The 17,185-nt window shown below is 71.9% G+C and carries 15 protein-coding genes; 7 read left to right on the top strand and 8 right to left on the bottom strand.

The window, feature by feature from the left end; genetic code table 11:
- Positions 1-9: 9 nt before the first annotated feature.
- On the bottom strand, positions 10-774 hold the full coding sequence (locus tag ACFO6V_RS08265; protein ID WP_116676024.1) for a lysophospholipid acyltransferase family protein: 765 nt from the start codon (positions 772-774) through the stop codon (positions 10-12).
- A gap of 56 nt (positions 775-830) precedes the next feature.
- On the opposite strand from ACFO6V_RS08265, the gene ACFO6V_RS08260 reads away from it, so the two are divergent.
- Positions 831-1,448: a hypothetical protein gene (locus ACFO6V_RS08260; protein ID WP_377134115.1), complete on the top strand. Its 618-nt coding sequence runs from the start codon at positions 831-833 to the stop codon at positions 1,446-1,448.
- A gap of 80 nt (positions 1,449-1,528) precedes the next feature.
- Here ACFO6V_RS08260 and ACFO6V_RS08255 read toward each other — a convergent pair whose 3' ends face one another.
- Positions 1,529-2,473, bottom strand: a complete 945-nt coding sequence (locus ACFO6V_RS08255; RefSeq protein WP_377134111.1) for an ROK family glucokinase — start codon at positions 2,471-2,473, stop codon at positions 1,529-1,531.
- A gap of 165 nt (positions 2,474-2,638) precedes the next feature.
- Between ACFO6V_RS08255 and ACFO6V_RS08250 the strand changes: the two genes are divergently transcribed.
- The gene (locus ACFO6V_RS08250; protein WP_377134109.1) at positions 2,639-4,471 is read left to right on the top strand and encodes an AMP-dependent synthetase/ligase; all 1,833 of its coding nucleotides are present in this window, start codon (positions 2,639-2,641) and stop codon (positions 4,469-4,471) included.
- A 185-nt stretch (positions 4,472-4,656) separates the two neighbouring features.
- Here the strand turns inward: ACFO6V_RS08250 and ACFO6V_RS08245 are convergent, their stop codons facing one another.
- Entirely contained in the window at positions 4,657-5,190 is a 534-nt protein-coding gene (locus ACFO6V_RS08245; protein ID WP_377134107.1) for a GNAT family N-acetyltransferase, read from the bottom strand.
- 215 nt (positions 5,191-5,405) lie between these two features.
- Here ACFO6V_RS08245 and ACFO6V_RS08240 point away from each other — a divergent pair, with 215 nt between their 5' ends.
- Entirely contained in the window at positions 5,406-6,632 is a 1,227-nt protein-coding gene (locus tag ACFO6V_RS08240) for a pyrophosphate--fructose-6-phosphate 1-phosphotransferase (protein WP_377134105.1), read from the top strand.
- 43 nt (positions 6,633-6,675) lie between these two features.
- Complete coding sequence (locus ACFO6V_RS08235) at positions 6,676-8,046, top strand: class II 3-deoxy-7-phosphoheptulonate synthase (RefSeq protein ID WP_377134102.1); 1,371 nt, start codon at positions 6,676-6,678, stop codon at positions 8,044-8,046.
- On the opposite strand, the gene ACFO6V_RS08230 is transcribed toward ACFO6V_RS08235, so the two are convergent.
- Positions 8,043-8,711 carry a 4'-phosphopantetheinyl transferase superfamily protein gene (locus tag ACFO6V_RS08230; protein WP_377134100.1) on the bottom strand — a complete coding sequence of 223 codons (669 nt, stop codon included), beginning with the start codon at positions 8,709-8,711 and terminating at the stop codon, positions 8,043-8,045. The genes ACFO6V_RS08235 and ACFO6V_RS08230 overlap by 4 nt on opposite strands.
- Between ACFO6V_RS08230 and ACFO6V_RS08225 the strand changes: the two genes are divergently transcribed.
- Complete coding sequence (locus ACFO6V_RS08225) at positions 8,710-9,444, top strand: SDR family oxidoreductase (protein ID WP_377134098.1); 735 nt, start codon at positions 8,710-8,712, stop codon at positions 9,442-9,444. The genes ACFO6V_RS08230 and ACFO6V_RS08225 overlap by 2 nt on opposite strands.
- A 16-nt stretch (positions 9,445-9,460) precedes the next feature.
- On the opposite strand, the gene ACFO6V_RS08220 is transcribed toward ACFO6V_RS08225, so the two are convergent.
- Entirely contained in the window at positions 9,461-11,383 is a 1,923-nt protein-coding gene (locus ACFO6V_RS08220) for an AfsR/SARP family transcriptional regulator (protein ID WP_377134096.1), read from the bottom strand.
- A gap of 65 nt (positions 11,384-11,448) precedes the next feature.
- Positions 11,449-11,814, bottom strand: coding sequence for an Rv2175c family DNA-binding protein (locus tag ACFO6V_RS08215; protein WP_377134093.1), 366 nt, complete (start codon positions 11,812-11,814; stop codon positions 11,449-11,451).
- A gap of 125 nt (positions 11,815-11,939) precedes the next feature.
- On the opposite strand from ACFO6V_RS08215, the gene pknB reads away from it, so the two are divergent.
- Positions 11,940-13,817: a Stk1 family PASTA domain-containing Ser/Thr kinase gene (pknB, locus tag ACFO6V_RS08210; RefSeq protein ID WP_377134091.1), complete on the top strand. Its 1,878-nt coding sequence runs from the start codon at positions 11,940-11,942 to the stop codon at positions 13,815-13,817.
- Between the two features lie 60 nt (positions 13,818-13,877).
- On the opposite strand, the gene ACFO6V_RS08205 is transcribed toward pknB, so the two are convergent.
- Positions 13,878-15,026: a polyprenyl synthetase family protein gene (locus tag ACFO6V_RS08205; protein WP_377134089.1), complete on the bottom strand. Its 1,149-nt coding sequence runs from the start codon at positions 15,024-15,026 to the stop codon at positions 13,878-13,880.
- 9 nt (positions 15,027-15,035) lie between these two features.
- Positions 15,036-15,623, bottom strand: coding sequence for a hypothetical protein (locus ACFO6V_RS08200; RefSeq protein ID WP_377134087.1), 588 nt, complete (start codon positions 15,621-15,623; stop codon positions 15,036-15,038).
- Between the two features lie 129 nt (positions 15,624-15,752).
- On the opposite strand from ACFO6V_RS08200, the gene ACFO6V_RS08195 reads away from it, so the two are divergent.
- Positions 15,753-17,126: a DUF4192 domain-containing protein gene (locus ACFO6V_RS08195; protein WP_377134085.1), complete on the top strand. Its 1,374-nt coding sequence runs from the start codon at positions 15,753-15,755 to the stop codon at positions 17,124-17,126.
- Positions 17,127-17,185: the final 59 nt, after the last annotated feature.

Below are 17,185 nucleotides of genomic sequence, written 5' to 3'. Positions count from 1 at the left end.
GACCGACGGTCAGCGGGTGGGGCGCTGCGGCTTCTCGACCTCAGGGAGGGGCAGGCCGCCGGGGCCTTCCTCGGACGCGGGCGGCAGGGGTTCGCCGCGGGCCATGCGCTCCTTGGCGCTGGCCGCGTACGCGTCGACGTACTCCTGGCCGGACAGCGCCAGGATCGCGTACTCGATCTCGTCGGCGACCGCGCGCAGCACGAACTTGTCGGTCTCCATGCCCTTGTACCGGCTGAAGTCGAGCGGCTCGCCGATCACCGCGCCGAGCGGCATGAACGTGGGCAGGCCCCGGCCGGGCGGCTGGGCGACGTCGGTGTCGACCATGGCGACCGGGATGACCGGGGCACCCGACTCCAGCGCCATCCGGGCTACGCCGGTCTTCGCCTTGTAGAGGCGGCCGTCGGGGCTGCGGGTGCCCTCGGGGTAGATGCCGAACAGGTTGCCCTCGCGCAGCACGCGCAGCCCCGTGCGCAGCGCGGCCTCGCTCGCGGCGCCGCCGGAGCGGTCCACGGGGATCATGCCGATGCCCGTCATGAACCAGGCCACGATCTTGCCCTTGACGCCCTTGCCCGTGAAGTAGTCGGACTTGGCGAGGAAGGTCACCCGGCGCGGGACCACGAGCGGCAGGATGAACGAGTCGATCACCGCGAGGTGGTTGCTCGCCATGATCGCCGGGCCTGTTCGCGGCACGTTCTTGGCGCCGATGACCCACGGCTTGTACGCGAGGCGCAGCCACGGGCCGACCAGCAGGTTCCGCATCACCCAGTAGAACAAGATTTCCTCCTCCAGACCCGGCCCCGCGGGCCCCCCGACGACAATAGAGTGTGCGCATGGCCGCATCGAACACCGACGACCGCGACGACGACGTGCCCGGCGACACCCCACGCGAGCTGGGCGACGACGACGTGGCCTCGCGCTGGGCCGACATCGTCGCAACCCTCGGCGACCTGGGTGCCTCGCGGGCCGACGGCACGGCCGACGACCCGGAGAAGCCCGCCGAATCCTCTCAGACTTCGCGGCCGGATGACGAGAGCACCGCCGACGACGGCGCCGTCGACCGTATCGACGACCGTGCCGGTGACCGCGCCGGCGACCGCTCGGACGAGCCGGCGACCGGGGCGCGCGTGATCCTGCCCGCCGGCCCGCGCGACTGGCCCCTGACGCCGGAGATCGAGGCGCTCGAGGAGGCGGAGTCCCACTTCACGCCGCCGGAGCCGCCGCCGCTGATGTCGCGCGACCCGCTGCTCACGATGGCCTGGAGCTTCGTCGTGGGTGTCCCCACGCTGGCCCTGGTCGGGATGGTCGTGTCGGCGGCGTCGTCGCTGTCGATCCCGCCGCTGGCCGGGCAGATCGGCCTCGGGCTGTTCGTGGCAGGCCTCGGCGTGCTGATCTGGCGCATGCCCCACCAGCGGGACCCCGACGACGACGGGCCGGGCGCCGTCGTCTGACGCCGCAACACGCCGTAGAACGTGTCAGAAGCTCAGTTCACCCGGGTGAACTGAGCTTCTGACATCTTCGGCTGGGGCTCTCAGCGGCGGGCGAGGTCCGCCGCGCCGACGATGCCGGCCTCGTTACCGTGCTCGGCCAGCTCGATCTTCGCCACGGGCCGGTGGCCCATCGCGGACAGCTGGGCCTCGAAGCCTCGCCGGACCGGACCGAGCAGCAGCTCGCCGGCCGCGCCCACGCCACCGCCGATGACGATGAGCTCCGGGTCGAGCAGGGCTGCCACCGACGCCGAGCCCTCACCGATCCAGCGCCCGAGCGTGGCGAGCAGCTCGATCGCGAGCTCGTCGCCCTCCTGGGCGGCCTGCGTCACCATCTTGCCGCGGATCCCGGCAGGGTCGCCGCCTGCGAGCTCCAGCAGCCGCTTCGCCTGCCCGTCGCGCGCGACCGCGGCGTGCTGGGCGTCGCGCTCCAGCGCGCTGCCCGACGCGTACTGCTCCCAGCAGCCCTCGTGGCCGCAGCCGCAGTAGTGCCCCTCCGGCACCACGCGCATGTGGCCCACCTCGGCGGCCATGCCCCATTTTCCGCGCACGAGCTCCCGCTCGGAGACGACGGCGCCGCCGAGTCCGGTGCCGACCGTGAGCATGAGCATGTCGGTGGCGTCGCGGCCCGCGCCGAACCGGAACTCGGCCCAGCCCGCGGCGTTCGCGTCGTTCTCCACGACGATGGGCAGGTCGGCGTCGACCAGCTCGGCCACCTTCGCGGCCAGCGGGTACTCCCGCCAGGCGATGTTGGGGGCGAAGTTCACGGACGTCCGGTCCGGGCTGACGAAGCCCGCCGCGGCGAGCCCGATCGCACCGACCTCGTGCTCGCGGACCAGCTCGTTGCAGGCGTCGGCGATCGCCTTGTCGATGTGCGCGACGTCGTCGGCGTCGGTCTCCCGGCGTACCTGGGCGAGGATCTTGCCCTCCTCGTCGACGACTCCCACAGCGATCTTCGTGCCGCCGATGTCGACCCCGATGGCGTGCATTCGTCCTCACGTTCTCTCGTTTGCACGACGGCCGCCCGGGCCGTCGAGAAGGGGACTGCACCGAAAGGTGCACAGAACCAGGGTAGCGACCGCCCGGAGTGCAACACGCGGCGTCCGTTTCCCGGTATCTTTGCAGGCACGGTCAGTACTGCCACTGGAGTCAGAATGGACGAGATCAACAGCGCGATCCTCATCGAGCTGCCCCCCACCTCCAATCTCAACGATGTACTCGCGGATCGTGTCGGCGCCGGTGCCGACAAGCCGATGATGGAGGTCCCGGTCGGCAAGGGCGAGCCCTGGCGGGTCGTCACGGCCGGCCAGTTCGACGCCCAGGTGGTCGCCGTGGCGAAGGGCCTCGTGGCCCGCGGTATCGAGCCCGGCGACAAGGTCGGGATCATGTCCCGCACCCGGTACGAGTGGGCTGTGCTGGACTTCGCGGCCTGGGCCGCCGGCGCGGTGCCGGTACCGGTCTACGAGACCTCTTCGGCCGAACAGGTCGAGTGGATCCTGTCCGACGCCGACGTGAAGCTCGTCTTCACGGAGTCCGCGGCCAACGCCGCCACCGTCGAAGAGGTCCGTGCCGCCTGCCCCCACGTGCTCAACGTGCTCGTCATCGACGACGGCGCGCTGGACGCACTCGAGGCCGACGGCGTGGACGTGCCCGACGACGAGATCACCCGTCGTCGCGCCCTCGCGGACCTCGACGACCTCGCCACGATCATCTACACGTCGGGCACCACGGGCCGCCCCAAGGGTGCAGAGCTGACGCACCGCAACTTCGCGTCGCTCGCGGTGAACGCCGTCGAGGCCGTGCCGGAGGTGTTCGCCAAGGACGGCGGACGCACCCTCCTGTTCATCCCGATGGCGCACGTGTTCGCGCGCTACGTGCACGTGCTCGCCGTGGCGGGCGGTGTGGTCACCGGACACTGGGGTGACACGACGACGCTGGTCGACGGCCTGGGCGAGTTCAGGCCCACGTTCATCCTCGCGGTGCCGCGGGTGTTCGAGAAGGTCTACAACACGGCCGAGCAGACGGCGGCGGCCGGCGGCAAGTCGAAGATCTTCCACTGGGCGACGGCGACGGGTATCGCATGGTCGCGGGCGCTCGACACGCCGTCGGGCCCGAGCCTCGGCCTGAAGCTGCAGCACTCGGTCGCCAGCGCGCTGGTGTTCTCGAAGCTGCGGGCCAAGCTGGGCGGCCAGGCGGAGTTCGCCGTCTCGGGCGGCGGCCCGCTGGGCGAGCGCCTCGGTCACTTCTACCGCGGGCTGGGCCTCACCGTGCTCGAGGGCTACGGCCTCACCGAGTCCACGGCCCCGGCAACCGTGACCCGCCCGACGGCGACGAAGATCGGCACGGTCGGCCCGCCGCTGCCGGGCTGCTCCGTCAAGATCGCGGCGGACGGCGAGATCCTCCTCAAGGGCTCGAACATCTTCCGGGCGTACCACAACAACGAGGCCGCCACCGCGGAGTCGTTCACCGAGGACGGCTGGTTCCTCACCGGCGACCTGGGCGTGCTGGACGCCGACGGGTTCCTCACGATCACCGGTCGCAAGAAGGAGATCATCGTCACCGCGGGCGGCAAGAACGTGGCGCCCTCGAACCTCGAGGACCGGATCCGGTCGCACGCCCTGGTCAGCCAGTGCGTGGTGGTCGGTGACAACAAGCCGTACATCGGCGCGCTGGTGACGCTCGACGCCGAGGGTCTGCCGGGCTGGCTGAAGATGCACGGCAAGCCCGCGCTCTCCGTGGACGAGGCCCGCAAGGACCCCGACGTCCTGGCCGCGCTGGACGAGGCGGTCCAGCGCGCCAACAAGGCCGTCTCGAAGGCCGAGTCGATCCGCAAGTACACGGTGCTGGCGGAGGACCTGACCATCGAGAACGGATACCTCACGCCGAAGCAGAGCGTGAAGCGGTCGGTGTTCCTGAAGGACTTCGACGCGGACGTCGAGCGCCTCTACGCGGACAAGAACAAGGAGAGCCTGCACCTCATCGGCTGAGCTTCCTCGGCCGGTTGCTGACTTCGGTCGGTTGCTGGTGGGACGGCACGACTTCGGTCCGTTGCTCTGAGATCGGTCAATCAAACGACCGATCTCAGAGCAACGGACCGAAGTCGTGTCGGCGTTGACGCAACCGACCGAAGTCGCACGGCCGCGCTCCGCCGTCGTGCCGTGTCCGGTGCCCGCTATCCCGTCGTGAACGAGATCCAGGAGTCCGGCGGCAGCTCCGGCCGGCCGGGCACCGCCCGGTGCTCCTCGGTCCATGCCTGCCCGACGGCGTCGGTGGCCACGGCCCGCCAGAACCGCACCGCCGGCGGGTTGGCGTCCTGGAACGCGATCTCCCAGTGCCCCGGGAAGGTCGCCAGGACGTGCGCCGCGAGCTCCCGCCCGACGCCGCTCCGGCGTGCCGCACGGACCACGAAGAACGAGGTGAGCACGCGGGCCGGGCCGTCGAGCGCCCGGACCAGCGCGAAGCCGACGGGTGACGGCGGGGCGCCGTCGGGCTCCAGGTGGGCGAGGAAGCCGCACCTGTCCGGGTCGGTGAACGTCGCGTCGAGCCGTTCGCGCCGGAACTGGCCTGCCGCGTCGGGGAGCGCCCCGGTGATCTCGGACATGTCGTGCTGGAACAGCAGCCAGAGCCGTTCCAGGACGGGGAGGTCGGCCGGAGTCGTGGGGCGGATCGTCAGCCGTGCGGCCGCGGAGGCAGGGGAGTTCGTCATAACAGAAAGCCTCCCGGGCCATTAGGCAACCGGGAGGCTCAGGACAATTCTCTCACGCGCTGCGGCTCCGAGTCGAGACGCAAGTCGCGTGCTCATTCACCGGACGTGCCGGGCACTGTCGGCGGCCGTCAGTAGGATGACGACGAAGGGTGCCGCGCGGGCGATCGCCGGCAGCGGCGCCCGTGAACTTTTCCCGATGAGAGGTGCTCCTGAAGATGGCTGTTCGTCGTGTGGCTCTGCTGACCGCCGGCGGCTTCGCGCCCTGCCTGTCGTCCTCGGTCGGTGGCCTGATCGAGCGTTACACCGAGCTCGACCCCGAGATCGAGATCATCGCCTACCTGCACGGCTACCACGGCCTGCTGACCGGCAACAAGATCGAGATCGGCGAGGAGGCCCGCGCACAGGCTCATGTCCTGCACCGCTTCGGCGGCTCGCCGATCGGCAACTCGCGCGTCAAGCTCACCAACGTCAAGGACGCGGTCAAGCGCGGCCTCGTCAAGGAGGGGCAGGACCCGCTGCACGTCGCCGCGGAGCAGCTCAAGGCCGACGGCGTGGACGTGCTGCACACCATCGGCGGCGACGACACCAACACGACGGCCGCTGACCTCGCCGCCTACCTGCACGACAACGGCTACGAGCTCACCGTCGTGGGTCTGCCGAAGACGATCGACAACGACGTCGTGCCGATCAAGCAGTCGCTGGGCGCGTGGACCGCCGCCGAGGAGGGCGCGAAGTTCGCGGCCAACATCATCGGTGAGAACCGCGTGGGCCCGCGCATGCTGATCGTGCACGAGGTCATGGGCCGCCACTGCGGCTGGCTGACGGCGGCGACGGCCGGCAAGTACCGCGAGTGGCTCGACGAGCAGGAGTGGGCACCCGCCCTCGGCCTGTCGCGCGAGCGCTGGGACGTGCACGCGGTGTTCCTGCCCGAGCTGGAGATCGACCTCGAGGGTGAGGCCAAGCGCCTGCGCGGCGTCATGGACGAGATCGGCAACGTCAACATCTTCCTGTCGGAGGGTGCTGGCATGCACGAGATCGTGGCCCAGCTCGAGGCGGCGGGCGAGACCGTGGAGCGCGACCCCTTCGGCCACGTCAAGCTCGACACGATCAACCCCGGCCAGTGGTTCGCCAAGCAGTTCGCGGAGAAGCTGGGCGCCGAGAAGACCATGGTGCAGAAGTCGGGCTACTACTCGCGCGCCGCGGCCGCGAACAGCGACGACCTGCGCCTCATCAAGTCGATGACCGACTACGCGGTGGAGTGCGCGCTGCGCGGCGAGTCCGGCGTCATCGGCCACGACGAGGAGGACGGCGACCGCCTCAAGGCGATCGCGTTCCCGCGGATCGCCGGCGGCAAGGCGTTCGACGTCTCGCAGGAGTGGTTCGGCGAGCTCCTCGCGGACATCGGCCAGCCGCTCGTCCCCGCCGCCCCGGCGGAGCACTGAGCACCGTGCGGGCACCACTGGTAGCGGACGGGCCGGCGAGCCGATGAGCACTGTCACTGATCCGGCCGAACGGTCGGCCGACCCGGCAGGTCCGGCAGGTCTGGACCACTACCGCACGCTCACGGCGCTCCAGCAGCCCACGTGGCCGGACCCGGCGGCGCTCGCGGCCGCCACCGGCCGCCTGGCGCAGGCCGCGCCCATAGTGGTGCCCGCACAGGCCGACATCCTGACCGAGCGGCTCGCCGCCGCCGGTCGGGGTGAGGCGTTCCTGCTTCAGGGCGGGGACTGCGCGGAGACGTTCGCCGAGGCGAACGCGGACCGCATCCGCAACAAGATCCGCACGATCCTGCAGATGGCTGTGGTGCTGACCCACGGCGCGAGCACGCCGGTCGTGAAGATGGGCCGCATGGCGGGCCAGTACGCCAAGCCCCGCTCCAGCGACACCGAGACGCGCGACGGCGTGACCCTGCCGGCCTACCGCGGCGACATGATCAACGGGTTCCCGTTCACACCGGAGGCCCGCATCCCCGACCCGGAACGGCTCGAGCAGGCCTACCGGATCTCGGCCGCCACGGCGAACGTGGTGCGCGCCTTCACGCAGGGCGGTTTCGCCGACCTGCGCCAGGTGCACGAGTGGAACCGCGGCTTCATGCGGAACCCCGCCTACGCGCGGTACGAGAAGACGGCGGACGAGATCGACCGCGCCATCCGGTTCATGCACGCGTGCGGCGCCGACTTCGACGCCCTGCGCTCCGTCGAGTTCTTCCTGAGCCACGAGGCTCTCGTGCTCGACTACGAACGCGCGCTGACCCGTACGGACCAGCGCACCGGGAAGGCCTACGACACGAGCGCGCACTTCCTCTGGATCGGGGAGCGCACCCGCCAGCTCGACGGCGCCCACGTCGACTTCATGTCCCGCATCGCCAACCCGATCGGCGTGAAGCTCGGCCCGGGGACGACGCCGCACGACGCCCTGGCGCTCACCGAACGCCTGAACCCGGACAACGTGCCGGGACGGCTCACGTTCATCACGCGCATGGGCGCCGGGCGGGTCCGCGACGTGCTTCCGACCATCGTCGAGGCCGTGACCTGGTCCGGCGCGAACGTCACGTGGGTGACGGACCCGATGCACGGCAACACCATCACCTCGGACAGCGGGTACAAGACCCGCCGGCTGACGGACGTGCTCGACGAGGTCGCCGGTTTCTTCGAGGTGCACAAGACGCTGGGCACCGTGCCGGGCGGGCTGCACATGGAGCTCACGGGCGACGACGTCACCGAGGTGCTGGGCGGAGCCGAGGAGATCTCCGACGCGGGCCTGGCGCTGCGCTACGAGACCCTCGTGGACCCGCGCCTGAACCACCAGCAGTCGCTGGAGCTGGCGTTCCAGGTGGCGGAGATGCTCCGCGCCTAACCTGCGGGCAGCACCAGCGCGGTGATCACGACGCCGTTCCCCCGGGCCCAGCGGCCGCTGACCACCCGGAGGAGTGGCGCGGTGTCCGCGCGGCGGATGTGCGCCTGGAACGTACCGTCGGTGCTCAGCTCGATGGCGACGTCCTCGAAGCCGAGCCACTCGTGCCGCAGCGGGTACCACGCCTTGTAGACAGTCTCCTTGGCGCTGAACAGCAGCCGCTCCCACGGCGTCACCGCGTCCTGCGCCGCCAGCCGCTCGATCGCCTGGTTCTCACCGGCGTCCATGACGGATCGCACCACGTTCGCAGGCACGGGGGCGTCGGTCTCGACGTCGACCCCGATCGCGAGCGTGCGGCCGAGGCGATGACGCGAGCCTCGGCGGGAGTCAGCGGCGACGACGGCGTCGCGGCGCCCCAGAGGGCGTGCACCGCGGGACCGGGACCGACGGCACGGCGGAGGAGGCCCGCCGACTCGCTGAGCTCGACCACGCAAACCGCCTCGGGCCGGACCGGCAGGGACTGGCCAGTCACTGGCAGGGACTGGCACACGGACAGAGTGATGATGGCACGTCCGCAGAGTCGCCTGAAGGTATGTCTCTTGGTGCGCGGTGCGGATTGGGCGCTCCTTGGTCAGGCCTTGGTCGGCCCGCCAGAAACTCGGTCCCATGGAACTAGAAGGCAAGAACGCGCTCGTCACCGCCGGCTCGCGAGGCATCGGTCGCGCCATCTCCCTGGCCCTGGGGGAACGAGGTGCCAACGTGGTGGTCAACTACGTCGCCGGCGCCGAGGCGGCACACGAGGTGGTCGAGGAGATCGGCGCTCGCGGAGGCAAGGCGGTGGCGGTCCAGGCCGATCTCGGCGTCCCCGCGGACGTCGCCCGGCTGTTCGAGGAGGCCGAGCGGGCGTTCGGCGGGCTCGACATCGTCGTGAACAACGTCGGGATCAACCTCGTGGCGCCGCTCGCCGAGACCACGGAGGAGGACTTCGACCGGACCGTGGCCGTCAACTTCAAGGGCTCGTTCCTCGTGCTGAAGAACTCCGCGCGAATCGTCTCCGACGGCGGCCGGATCATCAGCATCTCGACGGGGAACACCCGGGTGACCATGCCGATGATCGGCGTGTACTCCGCGACCAAGGCCGCCGTCGAGCAGATGACCTACTCGCTCGCCAAGGAGGTCGGGGGACGAGGTGTCACGGTCAACGTGGTGCTGCCGGGACTGACGGACACCGAGGGCCTGCGCCCGGAGATCCGGGCGAACGCGGACGGGATCATCGGCATGACACCGCTCGGCCGGATGGGTCGTCCCGAGGACATCGCCGACGTCGTCGCGTTCCTCGCCTCCGAGCAGGCCCGCTGGGTGACCGGCCAGGCGATCGGCGCCTCGGGCGGCCTCTCCTGACCGCCGCCTCCGCGCGTCACGCGACGTGAGAGGCGTGCGTCGGTGATCGGGTAGCTTGCCTCGTCGCGTCGTCCGACGCGGGCGCGTTCCACCGGGCGCCGTGCGACGTCCACTGCCGCACGTCGGCCGGGACGTCGACGGCGTGCGCGGGCTCGTGGCGCAGCAGCGCGTGCAACCTGACCAGCTCCGGAAAGCGGTAGGTCGCCCGACCGTCCGGGCGCGGCTCGGCGACGGTGAGGAGGCTGGCGTCGTCCAGCTCGGCCACCGGGCACTCCGCGTCGGCGAGCCCGGTACCGAGGACCCGCGCGGCGTCCTGCATGGTGAAGTCCGGGCCGTCGATGGCACACAGCCGCCGGAAGGCCCATCGGTATGCGGGCGCCAGCCGGAGGTAGGCGTCCTCGAACGACGCGCTCGGGTCCAGGCGTCGCGTGACGAGCTCCTGCAGCCGCTGGTCGCGGTCGCGCATGCGGTCGACGAGCTCCACGACCCGCCACGAGGGACGTGCGGCCAGCTTCTCGGCGGCGGCCCGGATCGCCAGGGGCAGGTTGTCGCACAAGCGCACCAGCTCGTTCGCCGCACCTGGCTCCTCGGTGACCCGTGAATCACCGGCCACCTGGCGCAGCAGGTGCACGCCGTCGGCGACGGGAAGCGGGCCGACGTCGACGCGCCGTGCGCCCTCCAGACCCTGCAGGCCGACCCTGGTGGTGACGAGAGCGGCACACGCACGACCCGCCGGGATCAGGTGGCGCAGCGTCTCGGCGTGCACGGCGTCGTCGAGGACGACGAGGACCCGCCGTCCCGAGGTCCAGCTCCGGTACAGGCCCGTGCGTTCGGACAACGTGTCCGGGACCTGGCTCCTCGGTATGCCGAAGGCGAGCAGGAAGTGCTCGAGCACGTCGAAGGGATCGGCGGCGGGACCAAGAGCGGCGAAGAGCTGCCCGTCGGGGAACTCGGGCCGCAGCTCGTGTCCCATGTGCGTCGCGAGCATCGTCTTGCCCGCGCCGGCCGCGCCCTTGAGGACGACCACCCGAGGCGCGTTCCCAGCAGACCCGTGGCGTACGTGTGCCGCCAGCTCGCGGTGTTCGGACCGCCGTCCGACGAAGTCCTCGCTGTCCGGGGGCAGCTGCGCGGGTGCGATGGTCCGGAACGGATCGGCGGGCGGCGGCGCCTCGACGCGGACCAGGGGCGCGGGTTCGAGAGTTCCCTCGATGATCTGCCTCTGGAGCTCCACCAGCCGCGCGGACGGATCCAGCCCCAGCTGCGCGACCATCCGGTCACGCAGCTCCGTGAAGACGGTGAGCGCGCGGCTGCGGTCGCCGGCTCCGCCGAGGGCCGTCATGAGCTGGGCGTGGAAACCCTCGTGCAAGGGATTGGTCGCGGCGAGGAGCTCCAGCTCGGGAAGCAGGTCCCGGTGCTCGCCGAGGCCGAGGGCGACGTCGATCGTCTGCTCCCGCAGCCGGAGCCGGTCTCCCTCGACTCGCGTGACGATCGGTTGCAGCAGCGGACCCAGGTGGACGTCGGCCAGCATCGCACCGCGCCACAGCCCCAGTGCCCCGCGCCACCGTTCCAGCGCTCCGCGGGGGTTGCCGCCGCGCAGCGTGACCAGCCCCTGCTGGACCGCGGTCTCGAACTCCCGGTAGTCGAGCTCTCCTGGCTCCACGCGGATCTTGTACCCGAGCGGTGACGACTCGATCCTGCTCGCCTCGGCACCGGCGCCGTCCAGGTGCTTCCGCAACGTGTAGACGTAGGTCTGCACCGTCTTCCGCGCCAGCTTCGGCGGGTGGGCGTCCCAGAGCTCGTCGACGAGCGAGCTCACCGTGACGGTCCGGTCGTAGTTGAGCAGCAGCATGGCGAGGACCCGGCGAGGCATCGCTGCTGAGACGGTTCCGCGAGCTATCGGGCCTTCGGCCTCGAGAGACCCCAGGATCTGGAACTTCATGCTCCTCCTCTGCGGTCGCCACACCGCCGACCCCGGTGATCGATCTTCGCCGTCGCCCCTATGGGCTAGAGCAGCGTCTGCGCCACCCGGCGCACCGCCGCGCGCTTGCCGCTGATCAGGGCGTCGACCGGCGGCTCACCGAGCTCGTCGTTCGGCGTGAACAGCCACTCGAGGATCTCCTCGTCGGTGAACCCGGCGTCGGCCAGCACGATCACGGTGCCGCGCAGCGTCGGGATGACACCGGGGCGGCCGTCGACCTCCGGCAGCACGAACTTGGCGGGCACCTGGAAGATGGTGCGCTCGCCGCGCTTGATACCGACGACGTGCCGGTCACGGACCAGGCCGCGGGCCTTGCCGACCTCGATGCCGAGGATCTCGGAAAGGTCGGGCAGGTTCAGCCATTCGCCAACGAGGGCGTCGAGATCTGTCACGGTAGAAGGGTATGCGACGGGGCACGGGCCGGGGCGCCGCAACGATCCGGCAACGGCCTGGTGTCCACAATGAGAGTTTCAGTCCGGGCGTGGGTGGTCACCCGTACACTCCCACCGTGGCTCAGGTGACGGCAGACCCTCTCATCGGCCGCCTGGTCGACAGGCGGTACCAGATAGTCGCGCGCGTGGCGCGTGGCGGCATGGCCACGGTGTACCGCGCACACGACAGCCGCCTGAACCGTGAGATCGCCCTCAAGGTCATGCACCCCCACCTGGCGGACGGCGAGCAGGCCGCGAGCTTCCGGGAGCGCTTCGAGCGTGAGGCGCGCTCGGCGGCGGGCCTGCAGCACCACGGCGTGGTGGCGGTCTACGACCAGGGCACCGACGGCGACATGCGCTACCTGACCATGGAGTACGTGCCGGGCACCAACCTGCGCCACCTGATCAGCAGCGGCGAGCTCACGCTGCGCCGCTCGTTCGCGGTCCTCGACGTGGTGCTCTCGGCGCTGGCCGCCGCGCACGCCAAGGGGATAGTGCACCGGGACATCAAGCCCGAGAACGTGCTGCTGGAGGCGGGTACGGGCCGCCCGAAGGTCGCGGACTTCGGCCTGGCCCGCGCCATCTCCGAGGTGTCCAACACCACGACGGGCACCGTGCTGGGCACCGTCGCCTACCTCGCTCCCGAGACCATCTCGACCGGGCACGTCGACATGCGCGCCGACGTGTACGCCGTGGGCATCCTCGCCTTCGAGATGTTCACGGGCCGCCTGCCGCACGCGGGGGAGGGGCCGATCCAGGTGGCGTACGCGCACGTCAACAGCGACGTGCCGCCCGTGAGCGCGTTCGCGGGCCATCTGGGCCGCCCGCTGGACCTGCTCGTCCGTGCGCTCACCGCCCGCGACCCGGACCGCCGCCCGCGCGACGCCGCCGTCGCGCTGGACGCGCTCCGGAACACGTTCCAGCAGATCCCGAACGAGGTGCTGGACATACCCGCCAACGCGGCGCCGCCGCCGTCGCCGGCTGCCGTCAAGGCGGCGCGTACCGCAGTGGTGGAGCGGCCGGCGGCCGGGCGCTGGGTCGCCCAGCAGCCGCCCCCGCCTCCGCCGCCGCCCGCGGAGAAGCCCCGGCGAGGCGGCAAGGTCCTGCTGGCCCTCGCACTGATAGCCGTCCTCGCCGGCGCCTGGTGGTACACCGAGAGCGGCCCTGGTGCCTATTCGGTGGTGCCCGACGGCGTGGTGGGTGCCAGCGAGCAGGTTGCCGAGGAGGCACTGACCGCGGCCGGGTTCAAGTCGTCGAGCGACGAGCAGCACGACTCCGACGTGCCGGAGGGCGAGGTCATCTCGGTGGTGCCCGACGAGGGGCAGCGCTGGCACCGCGACCAGCCGGTACGTCTGGTGGTCTCGCTGGGGCAGGAGCTGGCCGAGGTGCCGGAGGGCCTCGTCGGCATGCTGGAGGCTGATGCGCGGTCCGCCCTGAAGGGTGTGGGCCTCGCCGACGTCGAGGTCTCGCGCGAGTACACGAACGATGCCCCGCGGAACGAGGTCATCTGGGCCTCGGTCCGCGACGGCGACATGGTGCCGACGGACGAGCGCGTCCGGCTCACCGTCTCGGACGGCCCGCCGCCGGTCGTCGTGCCCGACGTCACGGGGCTGGACGTCGACGACGCGACCGACACGCTGAGCGACGAGGGGTTCGAGGTGGCGCGGGACGACGCCTTCGACGAGACGGTGGAGGCCGGCACGGTGATCCGGACCGACCCCGGCGAGGGCGAGGGCGCCGAGCAGGGCAGCACGGTCACGCTGGTCGTCAGCATGGGGCCGGAGGGCACCGTCCCAGACGTCGTCGGGATGACCGTCGAGGAAGCGGAAGGACTGCTCGAGAAGGCCGGCTACGAGGTGGAGGTGCGCGGCTTCGGCGAGCTGTTCGGCGGCGTCCTGGAGTCCGATCCGGCCGCGGGGGAGCAGCTGGAGCAGGGCGGCGTGGTCACGATCTGGACCCTGTGACTGGACCTGTGACTGGACCCTGTGACCTGACCGCCGCGGACGCCGCCCGGATCGAGCGGGTTACGCGGCCCGGTCGACGGCGGCGTGAGCCAGGTCGGTCAGCACGCTCCGGCCGGGCTCGCTCAGGTCCGCCAGGTCGAGCAGGGCGTGCGCCCGGACGGCGAGGTCGTCGATGAGGTGCTCGACGGCGTCCAGCGCGCCCGAGCCGACGATCACCTCGCGGACCCTGGTGACGTCCTCCTCGGAGAGGTGGGGGTCGCCGAGCGCCGCTGTCAGCGTCGCGGCGTCGGGCCCGTCCGGGTCGGGCAGCAGGGCGAGGGTGCGTGCCACGACCACCGTGCGCTTGCCCTCCCGCAGGTCGTCACCGGCGGGCTTGCCCGTGACCACGGGGTCGCCGAACACACCGAGGACGTCGTCGCGGAGCTGGAAGGCCTCGCCCAGGGGCAGGCCGGCCGCCTCGATCCCGGCCGCCGCCTGCGCTCCCCGGCCGGCCAGCAGCGCGCCCAGCGCGAGCGGAGCGGCCACGGAGTAGCTGGCGGACTTGGCGCGCAGCACCTTTCGGGCGCGCTCCTCGTCCGCGGCGGGGTCGTCTCCCCAGGGCTCGGCCTGGACCAGCACGTCGAGGTACTGGCCCACGACCACCTCGCTCTGCATGGTGTCGAACCGGACGCGGGCCGCCTCGGCGACGTCGGCGGGGAGCGGCGCGAGCGCCGCGGAGAGCTCACGCTGTGCGGCGAGGAGCACGAGGTCGCCGAGCAGGATCGCGGTGGCGTCGCCGAACCGCACCGGCTCGCCGGACCAGCCGGCGGAGGCGTGCCTGGCGGCGAACGCGCGGTGCGTGGTGGGGCGGCCGCGGCGGGTGTCGGAGTTGTCCATCACGTCGTCGTGCAGCAGAGCCGCGGCCTGGAAGAGCTCGAGCGCGGCGCCCACCCGGACCGTGGCGACCCTGGCCAGGTCGGTGGGATCGGCGGAGCCGCCGTGGGCACGGAAGGACCAGTAGCAGAACGCCGCCCGCAGCCGCTTGCCGCCCATCAGCAGACCTGCCGCTTCCTCGACGATCGCCTCGGCGCTCGGGCTGATCGCGCCGACCTCGGCGACCAGCCCGTCGAGATGAGCGGTCACGGCGGCGTCGACGTCGGCACGGAGGTTCTCGGTGTCGAGCAGGGCTGCGGGGTTCAGGGCACCGGTACGGGCGGGTGATACGGACACGGCACCAGCCTATGGGGTGCGGACCGTGCCGCTGATCGAGGCGAGGCGCCGCTTCCCGTCGTCCAGCACGCCCACGACCAGCGACTCCTGGATCTCGCCCGACTTCGTCCTGGAGACCCGCCGGAAGGCGGTCTGAGCGGTCAGGCCGCTCGACTCCGGCGCCGCGATCCGTTTGAAACCCTGCCCGACCAGGATCCGCTCCGCCTGGGCGACCACTTCTTTGGTCGACAGGCGCGACGCCAGGTTGAGCGTCACCTGTGTCATCGGGACCGGCTTGGCCTTCGAGTCCTTCGTGTTCTCCGGAGCGGGTGCGGGACTCGCCGACGAGGCGAGCAGGGTGGCGCCCTCCGGCATCGGGAACAGGTCCTCCGGGAATCCCTCGGCGTAGGTGGCGACCGCCGACGAGGGGTCGAAGGTCGGTAGCTCGGCAGGTCCGCCGGACGCCGCCGCGCGGGCCTCCGGCGCGCTCTCCGCGGTGGCACCCGACGCCCGCGGCTCCGTCCCGGCGCTCCCGGTGCCGCACCCCGCGGTCGCGAGCGCCAGCCCGAGGGCGGCGGCGAGCGCTGCCGTGCGGCGGGTGGTGGCGAGGTGGGGCACGTTGCACACGGTAGCGGGAGAGACCCGCGCGAGGACAGCGTGCGGCGCGGAGGTCGACCACAGGAGATCCGTTGTCCACACGGCCCTCCTGGGCGCGCCGCGGCCCCGGCGGGCGGCTGAGATCGAGGCATGAACCCCAAGGACATCACCTCGAAGAACCTCGGCCGGCGATCGGCGGCGCCGAACGCCACGGTGGTCCGCGTCGCCGGACCGGAGGACCTGCTCGCCTACATCCCGTACCGGCTCGGCTTCGAGCCCGCTGAGTCGGTGGTCGCGGTGAGCCTTACCGGGCCGCGCCAGCGGGTAGGGCTCGTGGCCCGGGTCGACCTCGCCGACCTCCGCCTGCGGCAGCCGGACGACCCGCACGGGCCCGACGGCGCGGCCACGGCCCGCTGGCTCACCGACCATGTGGTGGCCGACGGCGCGGACCGCGCGGTGGTTGTCCTGTACACCGCCACCGACCCGACCGCGCCGTCGGGGGCCGCGCGCCGTGCCGTCGACCTGCTGCGAGCACGGCTCGAACGCAGGCTCCCCGGCACAGAGGCCTGGCTCGTCGCCCCGACGGGCTTCCGGGCGCTCGACTGCGCCGACCCGATGTGCTGCCCGGCCCAGGGCCGACCGTTGTCCGCGCTGAAGGGCAGCCGGGTCGCCGCGCACATGGTGCTCGAGGGCCGCATCGTGGCCGGCACCCGCGAGGAGCGGTACGCCCTGCGTGCCGCGCCAGAGCAGGCAAGGACCCAGGCCCGGCGCGCGGCGGCCCGCTGGACCGACACCTACCGGCGGCTCCTGAACGCGACCAGGTTCCCGGACGGCGGTGGGCCCATCGACCTCCCGACCCCTCCCCGTCGCACCGAGCAACGGCAGGGGGTCGCCTTCGGCCCGCGGGCGGTCGAGGCGCAGGCCCTGCGCGCCGAGCGGGAGCTGGGCGACTGGGGCGCCGAGAGCCTCGGCCTGTGGCGCTCCGCGATGCGTGTCGCGGTCGACGTGCGGCCCGGGCAACCGCTGACGCTGTCTCCGGTCGACCTCGGGAAGATAGGCGCGGCGCTCGCGGACACGCCGGTGCGGGACGCGGTGCTGCTGAGCCTGGCGCCGGGCACGGAGGAGGCGGCGCTGCGGACCGCGCGCCGGGAGGTGGACGGTGACACGGATGCGGCGACGGGGGCGGTGATGGCGCGGATCGTCGACCCGGAGCAGGGTGTTCCGCCCGACGAGGCGATCACTCGTGCGGCACGCCATGTGCTGGAGGCCGTGGTCACCCACGTCCCACGGAACCGGCGAGCCCCCGCCTACCTGCTGCTGGCGCTCGTCGCGTGGTGGCGCGGTGACGGCGGCCTGGCTGCCGAGCGGGTCTCCGACGCGCTCGGCGTGGACCCGGGCTACCGGCTCGCGCTCCTGCTCCGTGGGGCGATCGCCGGCGGAGTGCCGCCGGGCTGGGTGCGGCGCGAGCAGGGTTCACGGCAGGTGACGCACAGCGGGGAACCGGAGGAGGTGGCGGCTGTGTGACGCGCCGCGGGTGAGGTGCTGCGCGGGTGAGGCACTGAGAGGGTCGTGGCGTGCGGTAG

The sequence above is a fragment of the Promicromonospora alba genome (genome assembly GCF_042654905.1).
Taxonomy (GTDB): Bacteria; Actinomycetota; Actinomycetes; order Actinomycetales; family Cellulomonadaceae; genus Promicromonospora; species Promicromonospora alba.
This window is presented reverse-complemented; position numbering and strand designations above follow the sequence as displayed.

What these genes read in the sequence shown, in the direction of transcription:
- ACFO6V_RS08230 (WP_377134100.1), bottom strand. Translation starts at nt 8,711, where the DNA reads ATGGGACCGAGTTTCTGGCGGGCCGACCAAGGCCTGACCAAGGAGCGC.
- ACFO6V_RS08260 (WP_377134115.1), top strand. Translation starts at nt 831, where the DNA reads ATGGCCGCATCGAACACCGACGACCGCGACGACGACGTGCCCGGCGAC.
- ACFO6V_RS08245 (WP_377134107.1), bottom strand. Translation starts at nt 5,190, where the DNA reads ATGACGAACTCCCCTGCCTCCGCGGCCGCACGGCTGACGATCCGCCCC.
- ACFO6V_RS08235 (WP_377134102.1), top strand. Translation starts at nt 6,676, where the DNA reads ATGAGCACTGTCACTGATCCGGCCGAACGGTCGGCCGACCCGGCAGGT.
- ACFO6V_RS08240 (WP_377134105.1), top strand. Translation starts at nt 5,406, where the DNA reads ATGGCTGTTCGTCGTGTGGCTCTGCTGACCGCCGGCGGCTTCGCGCCC.
- ACFO6V_RS08225 (WP_377134098.1), top strand. Translation starts at nt 8,710, where the DNA reads ATGGAACTAGAAGGCAAGAACGCGCTCGTCACCGCCGGCTCGCGAGGC.
- ACFO6V_RS08220 (WP_377134096.1), bottom strand. Translation starts at nt 11,383, where the DNA reads ATGAAGTTCCAGATCCTGGGGTCTCTCGAGGCCGAAGGCCCGATAGCT.
- ACFO6V_RS08255 (WP_377134111.1), bottom strand. Translation starts at nt 2,473, where the DNA reads ATGCACGCCATCGGGGTCGACATCGGCGGCACGAAGATCGCTGTGGGA.
- ACFO6V_RS08250 (WP_377134109.1), top strand. Translation starts at nt 2,639, where the DNA reads ATGGACGAGATCAACAGCGCGATCCTCATCGAGCTGCCCCCCACCTCC.
- ACFO6V_RS08195 (WP_377134085.1), top strand. Translation starts at nt 15,753, where the DNA reads ATGAACCCCAAGGACATCACCTCGAAGAACCTCGGCCGGCGATCGGCG.